At 66.8% G+C, this 7,385-nt stretch carries 4 protein-coding genes; all 4 read right to left on the bottom strand.

Translation table 11 applies throughout. The annotated features are described in order from the left end of the window. Positions 1 to 917: formate dehydrogenase subunit beta (gene fdxH / locus VEG08_09135; protein ID HXZ28144.1), on the bottom strand; the 917-nt coding region annotated here is incomplete at its 3' end. 16 nt (positions 918 to 933) lie between these two features. Next, the gene (fdnG, locus tag VEG08_09140; protein HXZ28145.1) at positions 934 to 4,107 is read right to left on the bottom strand and encodes a formate dehydrogenase-N subunit alpha; all 3,174 of its coding nucleotides are present in this window, start codon (positions 4,105 to 4,107) and stop codon (positions 934 to 936) included. 217 nt (positions 4,108 to 4,324) lie between these two features. Beyond that, on the bottom strand, positions 4,325 to 5,107 hold the full coding sequence (locus VEG08_09145) for a formate dehydrogenase accessory protein FdhE (protein ID HXZ28146.1): 783 nt from the start codon (positions 5,105 to 5,107) through the stop codon (positions 4,325 to 4,327). 45 nt (positions 5,108 to 5,152) lie between these two features. Further along, positions 5,153 to 7,385: alpha-2-macroglobulin family protein (locus VEG08_09150; GenBank protein ID HXZ28147.1), on the bottom strand; the 2,233-nt coding region annotated here is incomplete at its 5' end.

Below are 7,385 nucleotides of genomic sequence, written 5' to 3' on the forward strand. Positions count from 1 at the left end.
CCCTTCCCCGCCGCCGGCGCGCTGGGTGGCGCGGCCGGCTTGAGCGGCAATTCCGGCTGCGGCCGGTGTGCGCCCCGGAAGACGTAGTGGAAAAGCGCGCCCAGGAAGCCGGTCATGGCCACGATCAGCCCCAGCGGCTTGAAGACCTCCTTCCAGAGGGTGAAGGCGAAGGGGATCCTGGGGTTCGCGGGCAGGCCGCCGTAGGCCTCGGGATTGGAGGCATCGTGCAGCACGTAGATGACGTGGGTGCCGCCGATGCTCTCGGGGTCGTAGACCCCGGCGTTGGCGATGCCGAAGTGCTCCTTGAGCTGCCGGGCGCGCTGCTCGGCGGCGAACTTCATGTCGGTCTTGGTGCCGAACTGCAGGCAGCCCGTGGGACAGGCCTTGATGCAGGCGGGCTCCAGGCCCTGGCCCACGCGGTCCGAGCACAGCGTGCACTTGTAGACCTTCTTGGTGGAGGGATTGAACTTGGGGATGTTGAAGGGACATCCGGAGACGCAGAACTGGCAGCCGATGCAGTTCTCCTGGTTGAAATCCACGATGCCGTTGGCGTACTGCACGATGGCGCCGTCGGCGGGGCAGGCGCGCAGGCAGCCGGGGTCGGCGCAGTGCATGCACTGGTCCTTGCGCATCAGCCACGCCAGGGTGCCGTCCTCGCGCACGTGCTCGTTGAACTTGATCAGGTTCCAGAAGTTGAAGTGGGTCTCCGGCATGGTCTGGTAGGTGTTGTCGAACATGGTCGGCTGGAACGGCATGTCGTTCCACTCGACGCAGGCCACCTCGCAGGCCTTGCACCCGATGCAGGTGGTGGTGTCCACCAGCTTGCATACTTCCTCGGTGCGCTGCATGCCCTCGCCCGGGATGGGTCCAGGGTGGCCCGAGATCTTCTGCGCTTGCAATGTTCTCTTGTCGCTCATCTTCGTGCCCCCCTCTCTAGGCCCGCTCGATCTTGACGAGGAAGCCTTTGAATTCCGGCGTGTAGGCGTTGGGATCGATGGCCGCGGGCGAGAGCTGGTTGACCGGAGTCAGCCCGGTCTTGCCCGCGTCCTCGGCGATCCCGCGGTAGCCCCAGTGGATGGGGATGCCGATCTGGTAGACCTTCTTGCCATCGATGGTCATGGGCTTGATGCGCCGCGTGACCATCGCCTTGGCGATGTAATGACTTCGCGCGCTGCTTATCTTGAGCTTCTCCCCGCCGTGCAAGCCCATCTCGTCGGCCAGCTCGGCCGGGATCTCCACGAAGGGCTCGGGCACCAACTCCACGTTCATAGGATTGTTCTTGGTCCAGTAGTGATAGTGCTCGGTGAGCCGGTAGGTGGTGCAGACCACGCTGTACTGGTCCGGGGTGCCCAGCTTGTCCATGTCGGACTTGAACTTCTTGGCCACCGGGTTGTTGGACTGCTGCGGGTGCAGAGGGTTGGCGATGGGGCTCTCGGTGGGCTCGTAGTGCTCGGGGAAGGGACCGTCGCCCACGAACCCCAGGGGCACGAACAGCCGCCCCACGCCCTCGGGATTCATGATGAAGGGGCCCATGTGGTCCTTGGGGTTGGAGTCGGGCTTGAAGTCGGGGACGTCGTTGCCCACCCACTTCTGCGCGCCTTCGTTCCACCACACCTGCTTGCGGGTGGGGTCCCAGGGCTTGCCCTCCAGGTTGCAGGAGGCGCGGTTGTACATGACGCGGCGGTTCATGGGCCACGACCAGCCCCAGTTGGGATAGATGCCCAGGCCGGAAGGGTCTTCGGTGCCGCGGCGCTGCATCAGGGCGCCGGCCTCGGTCCAGGAGCCGCAGTAGAGCCAGTTTCCGCTCATGGTGGAGCCGTCGTCGCGCAGGAAGGCGAAGCCGGGAAGCTGCTGCCCGGCCTTGATGGTGGTCTGCGTCTTCTCGTCCACCACGTCGGCCAGGGCCTTGCCGTTGATCTCCTTGGCGCATTCCGCCAGCGAGGGATTGCGCGGATTGGTGTAGGCCCACGACACGTTCAGCACCGGGTCGGGGAACTTGCCGCCGTCCTTCTGGTAGAGTTCGCGGATGCGCAGGAAGATCTGTGCCAGGATGTCCTGGTCCAGGCGGCAGTCTCCCGGTGGAGGCAGGGCGGCGTTCTTCCACTGCAGCCAGCGCGCGGAGTTGACGAAGGTGCCGTCCTTCTCGGCGAAGCCGGCCCCGGGCAGGCGGTAGACCGCGGTCTTGATGCCCCGGGTCTCGTCGGCGCTGATGCCGGGGGCGCGCCAGAACTCGCTGGTCTCGTCGGGATAGATCTCGCACACCACCAGCCAGTCCGCCTTCTTGAGCGCGTCGATGTTCTTGCGGCTGTTCGGACCGATCATGACCCCGTTCATGCCGAAGGCGAACAGGCCCTTGACCTTGCCGGCGTACATGCCGTCCCAGATCTCGGCCCAGGAGTAGTTACGGTCGATCTTGGGCCAGTAGTGGAAGGCGAAGTCGTTCTCCTTCTTGGCGGCGTCGCCGTACATCGCCTTGAGCAGCGAGACCGCGAAGCGCGGCATATTCGACCAGTAGTTGAACGAGTCCCATTCCTTGGGCTTGGCGGTCTTGGGCGTGACGCGGTCCAGGTAGGTCTTCAAGCTATCGTCGCTGGGAACGGGCATCTTCAGGTAGCCGGGCAGGATGTCGAAGATGCCGGCCATGTCGGTGGCGCCCTGGATGTTGGAGTGCCCGCGCAGCGCGTTCATGCCGCCGTCGGCTCGCCCGATGTTGCCCAGCAGCAGTTGCATCATGGCGGCGGTGCGGATGGTCTGCGTGCCCGAGGTGTGCTGCGTCCAGCCCACCGCGTAGATGATGGTCCCGGCCTTCTTGGTGTCCCCGCCCTTGCGGATCGAGGTGAACAGGTCCCACGCCTTCTCCGCCTGGTCCTTGGGGATGCCGGTGATGCGCTCCACCATCTCCGGGGTGTAGCGGGAGTACTGCTTCTTCAGGAGCTGGTAGACGCAGCGTGGGTGCTCGAGGTTCAGGTCGTAAGCCACGTTGGGTGGCAGGGAGGGCGGCGGAGGCGGCGCGCCCGGCTTGGCCGGAGGCGCGGGCTTGGCCGCGGGCGAGGGCGCCGGCGGCTTGCCCGTCAGGCTGCCGCCTTCCTCGTAGTTCCAGGTGGACTTGTCGTAGATGTGCTTCTCCGGATTCCAGCCGGAGTAGAGGCCGTCCTCGGGCAGCTTGAAGCCGTCTTTGATGATGAGCGGCGCGTTGGTGTAGTTGACCAGGTACTCCTTATTGACCCGGTCGTGGGAGAGGGCGTAGTTGATCATGCCGCCCAGGAAAGCGATGTCGGTGCCGGCGCGGATCTGCAGGAAGAGGTCGGCGACCGCGGCGGTGCGGGTGAAGCGCGGGTCCACCACGATCATCTTGGCGTTGCGGTGGCGCTTGGCCTCGATGGGCCACTTGAAGCCGCAAGGATGGTTTTCCGCCGGGTTGCCCCCCATGACGAGGATCATGTCGGCATTCTTCATGTCGACCCAGCCGTTGGTCATCGCCCCGCGTCCGAATGTTGGTCCCAAACTTGAGACCGTGGGGCCGTGTCAAACCCTCGCCTGGTTTTCCAGGTAGCAGACCCCCAGGCTGCGCATGCTCTTGACCACCAGCCAGTTGAACTCGTTGGTGTCGGTGCAGCCGCCGGTGAAGGCGATGCCCTCGCAGCGGTTCACCGACTTGCCGTTGGCGTCCTGGGTGACGAAGGTGTCGTCGCGGGTCCTCTTGGCCAGGCGCGCGATCTCGTCGATGGCCTGCTCCCACTCGATGTCCTCCCACTTGTCGGAACCCGGCCGCCGCACCTGCGGCTTCAGCAGCCGCCGCTCGTTGACGATGTCCTGCAGCAGCGACGAGCCCTTGGGGCAGAGCGTGCCGCGATTGATGGGGTGGTCGGGATCGCCCTCCACGTGCACCACCTGCGGCACCACGTTCTTGGCCTTGTCGCCGATGGTGTGGATGATGACCCCGCAACTCACCGCGCAGTAGGGGCAGGTGCTGCGGGTCTCGGTGGTGCGCGCGATCTTCAGGGCCTGGGTCTGCGCCTGCAGCGGCGTCAGATCGAAGCCCAGCAGCGACAAGCCCGCGCCCGCGGCGAGCCCGGTCTTGAAAAAGTCACGGCGAGAGGTCGGCATAGTCATTCTCCGTGGATGCGCAGACAGGGATGGGAGGCGGCGTGAACAGAACGCGTCAGCAGAGGCGAATTGAAATCCGAAGGGGACATCGGACCTCAGCCCTGACAGCGTGGACGGCCGTGTAACACGGCAGTAACATTTGGCGCGATCGTGCCAAAAGCGGCGTAACGCTACTACCGTCTTCGAACAAAGTCAATGCCCCGCCGGCGGCTTTTTTTCACAGCCCCAGCAGATTGACGGCGATCTTGGTGAGGCCGCGGTCGTGCGCCCAAAGATCCAGGGCGGAGGCGGCGATCTCGTCCACCAGGGGCACCGCCAGGCCGTTCTGCGCCAGATCCACGCTCTTCAGATAGTGGCGGCAGGTCTCGCAGCTCTCCACTCGCAGATGCGGAAGCTCCTCGGCGCGGTAGAAGGGCAGCTTGCTCTCGTTCTCCTCGCCGCAAGCGGGACAGAGCAGCCGGCGGAACTCCCACTCCAGCAAGCAGAAGGAGCAAAGCAGCGAGCGCTTGGTGCCTTCGCCTTCCGGGCGCAGCACACCCAGTTGCGGCTTGCCGTTGCACAGCGGGCAGACCTGGCTTGCCGGCAACGGCCCGGAAGCCATCCTGGCAGCCAGATGCTCGGCGTAGGGCTGCGCGGCGGCACGGGCGAAGAAATCGAGGCAGGGATCGGTGGGCCGCCCCGCGATGTGGTCCATCAGCACCTCGCGGCACTTGCCCTCGCCGGTCGCTGCCAGTTCGCGGGCGGCTTCTTCCAATCGCCCCGGGCCGTACTGCTCCACCAACTCGAGCAGGGCGGGAAAGAACGGGAGGATGAGTTCCGGGCGGAGCTGGCTGCGCAGCGATTGCTCCGGATCGGCGGCGACCCGCGGCGAAATCTCCGCGCAGACCTTCTTCTGGAACTCCGCCACGCGGGCATAGAAGAGAAGCAGGGGCGCGGCAGCGGGCTGCTGCGAGGCCAACTCCTGCGCGCGCGCGATGCGGGCATCCCAGCCGGCGGTCATGAGGACTGCCATTGAACCACGGCGGCCGCGGTTCTGCCTACTGCCTCAGCGGATCACGAAGCGGCGAGGCGGAACGGCAGCGCGGCTCTCGGGATTGTAGTAGTCATAGAGCAGGGAGGGCGCGGAGAGGGCGTCCTCGCGGAAGCGCGGGCGGAACTTGAAGTCGAACTTGGTCCCGCCCGCCTGCGGCCACAGGTAGACGACCACGCGGTCGGGTTGGACTTCGTATTGGCTGATGCCGTTGCTCTCGCGCGCCGCCTCCAGGGAGGCGCGATCGACCTCGGCGCCGGGCGGGAGCCCGACTTCCGCCAGCAGCATGCCGTAGCCGCGGAAGCCCACGCGCTCCGCCTCCACGTGGGCGGTGATGCCGCCGTCGAGACCGGACTGGGTGGGATCGTACGTGACCTTCAGATGCAGGGCGCGGGTGTCGCCGGGCTTGAAGTTCTCCGCCGCCGTGGCGGAGGACTCCGACCAGGGAATGTACCAGGTGGCGATCATCTGCGCGTTCATCGCGGCGGCGCCCCCGGGGACCGAGATCTCCACGCGATTGCTGCCCTTGGTCAGAGTATCCGGAAGCTCGATCACGACCGGACCCACGGCCAGGCGGGCGGCGGGCAAGTGCGCCGTGCCCGCCGCGCGGCCATTCACCAGCACGATGGCGTCACGCGCCGGCGCGTTCTCTTCCCCGCCGGGAATCGCCGAGATGATGGCCTCGACCGCGTTCTGGGTGGCCTGGGTCGAGTACCACAGGCAGTAGCGGTCTTTGTGGGTGAGCAGATATTGCAGGCCGCCGGCCGCCAGCTCGCGCAGTTCGGGATCGGGCTGGCGCGTCAGCATGCGGCTGATGGCCTCGACCGCCAGCGCCGTGGTCTCCACTCGCCCGGCGAAGCCCCAACCGTAGAAAGGCGAGGTGTTGGCCTCGAGGTTCCAGTAGATGCTGGGACCTTCCCGGTGGGCGAACTGGAGCAGCAGGGCGCGGGCGTTGGCCAAGTGGTCGGCGCGGCCGTAGGTCGCGGCGGCGATGGCGTAGTTGCCCACCAGGTAGGGATCCTGCCAGGAGTCGATGCGGCGCTCCAGCCAGTCGAGGGCGGCGGAGAGCGCCTTCTCCGGCTGCTCGCGCGCCTGGCTTTGCTCCTTCTCCTTGGAAGGGGCGGGCAGGGTCTCGGCCAGCGAGCGCGCGATGTAAGCGGTGACGTTGGCGTCCTCTACCGTGGTCTCCTGCCAGTCGCCGTCGCGGGCGAGCACCCAATGCTTCGCGGTCCAGGCGCCGCTCTGCTGCTGCTGCTTGAGGAGGTAAGCGCGGGCGCTGGCGACGACGCTGCTGCCCACGTCCACGAACTCGCCGGCGGCGGCCAGGAAGCGCAGCACATAGGCGGTGAGCGCGGGATCGGATTCCTCGCGCTTCCAGTAGCGAAAGCCGCCGTCGGGAGACTGCAGGTCCACCAGCGAGAGGTAACCATCCTGGACGGCGGCACGGGCGGCTTTGGCCAGCGGAGCGCGGGGATTGTTGGGCGCAGCGGGATCGTCCTGCCCGGCCTTCTTCAGCAGTTCGAGCGCCAGCAGGCTGACGTAGGCGGTGGAGGTGATCTGCTCGGCGCAGCCCACGGGCTGCTGTCCGATGCCGTGCATGGCGTCGAAGACGTGCGCCACCAGGTTGGGATAGATGCGCAGTTCGCCCTCGATGGAGCCGGGAATGGCGGCCTGCGGGACCGCCACGTCGAAGGCGGTGTTGCCGCCGGCCAGCAGATGGCTGGTGGTCTGCGCCACCTCCTCTCCATCAGGATGCACCCGGACCTCGCGCTCGACGGCGTCGCCGGTGGTGGCGTTGCGCGCCGTCACCCGCTGCTTGCCCTGGCGGACGCTGGCCGCGGCGCGGAAGGTGAAGACCGCGCTGGCGTCGCCGTTGGGCGCGACCATCACGGCCTGCCGCGGCGCCGACAGCAGCGTGAACCAGGACTCCGGCTTCATCTCCGTCTGCAGGGTCTGGGGCTTGTCGAGATAGTTGCGCAGCACCACCGGCAGGCTGATGGTGTCGCCCTGGGTGAGCACCTTGGGCGGGTCGTGCTCCAGGAAGAAGGGCTGGAAGGTGCGGAGCTCTTTCTTGGCGATGCCCACCTGCCCAGCCTCGTCCGTGGCCACCACCGACATGGACCAGGAGGTGATGTTGTCGGCCATGGTGAAGTCGAAGTGGGCGCGGCCGCGCTGGTCGGTGACCACCTCGGGGCGCCACAGCAGCGTTTCGGGAAAGTACTGGCGCAGGCGCGGGGTGAAGAGGGGC

The organism is Terriglobales bacterium, from assembly GCA_035624475.1.
Classification (GTDB): domain Bacteria; phylum Acidobacteriota; class Terriglobia; order Terriglobales; family Acidobacteriaceae; genus DASPRL01.

Coding starts and splice junctions, on each gene's coding strand:
- VEG08_09145 (HXZ28146.1), bottom strand. CDS start 5,107: ATGACCGCCGGCTGGGATGCCCGCATCGCGCGCGCGCAGGAGTTGGCC.